Source organism: Arthrobacter sp. SO3 (genome assembly GCF_020532825.1).
Classification (GTDB): domain Bacteria; phylum Actinomycetota; class Actinomycetes; order Actinomycetales; family Micrococcaceae; genus Arthrobacter.
Map to the genome: position 1 here is coordinate 1 of NZ_MQTS01000219.1, position 1,337 is coordinate 1,337.

Annotated in this window: 1 protein-coding gene; it reads left to right on the top strand. The window is 66.6% G+C overall.

The window, feature by feature from the left end; genetic code table 11:
• The first annotated feature begins 79 nt into the window (after window positions 1-79).
• Window positions 80-1,288: an IS110 family transposase gene (locus tag BJQ90_RS19320; protein ID WP_226761820.1), complete on the top strand. Its 1,209-nt coding sequence runs from the start codon at window positions 80-82 to the stop codon at window positions 1,286-1,288.
• Window positions 1,289-1,337: the final 49 nt, after the last annotated feature.

Below are 1,337 nucleotides of genomic sequence, written 5' to 3' on the forward strand. Positions count from 1 at the left end.
GACCATCGCACGATGGCTCACTACGTTGCCGGAGCAACGCGTAACTGCTGAGATCTACACCACTCCACGGGACGTAACCTTGGCGAAATTGTGGGCCGGCATCGACGCCGGCAAAGCCCACTATCACTGCGTCGTGATCGACGCCGACGGAAACCGTCTGCTCTCGCAAAAAATCCCCAACGACGAACCCGCCCTGCTCGAGCTCATCGCCACCGTCCTGACACTGGCCGGCGGGGACGAGGTCATCTGGGCCACCGACCTGAACCACGGCGGACCGGCGCTGCTGATCGCCATCCTCATCGCCCACGGCCAGAACATCCTCTACATCCCGGGCCGAATCGTCCACCACGCCTCCAAGCGCTACCGCGGCGAGGGAAAAACGGACGCGAAAGACGCTGCTGTAATAGCTGACCAGGCCCGGATGCGCCGGGACCTGCAGCCGCTGCGGGCCGGGGACGAGATCAGCACCGGCCTGCGGATCCTCACCACCCGCCGGGCCGACAAATCCGCGGACCGAGTCCGGGCGATCAACCGCCTCCAGGCCCAGCTGCTCGAATACTTCCCCGCCCTGGAGCGGGCCTTTGACTACAGCCGCTCCAAAGCCGCCCTGCTGCTGCTCACCAAACACCGCACCCCGGACGGGATCCGCCGCACCGGCCAGACCAGACTGCACGCCTGGCTGAAGATACACGGCACCCGCTCGTCCGCCGCGGTCGCCCAGGCCGTCATCGACGCCGCGAAATCCCAGCACACCACCGTCCCGGCCCAGCACCTCGGAGAACAGATCGTCGCCGCCCTCGCCCGGGAAATCATCACCCTGAACGAGGAACTCGCCGAGCTCGATGCGCTAATCAGTGAGAAAGTCACCGAACACCGGCACACCCAAACCTTGTTCAGCATGCCCGGCTTCGGACCCGTCCTGGCCGCGGAGTTCCTCGGCGCCACCGGCGGAGACCTCACCGTCTTCGAAACCGCGGACCGGTTCGCCGGCGTCGCCGGACTCGCCCCTGCACCCCGGGACTCAGGCCGGATCACCGGCAACCACCACCGCCCCCGCCGCTACGACCGCCGGCTCCTCAGGGTGTTCTACCTCTCCGGGCTCTCGGCCCTGAAAAGCTGCCCCGCCTCGCGCACCTACTACGACCGGAAGCGCACCGAAGGGAAAACCCACATCCAAGCCATGCTCTCCCTCGCCCGCCGCCGACTCAACGTCCTCTGGGCCATGCTCCGCGACGGAACCACCTACACCCCGGTCCCCGGTGGCCTCCGTTGGGTCCAAGGGCGATAGCTATGACAATGCCCTCGCCGAGGCGTTCAACTCACTGTTCAAGGCCGAA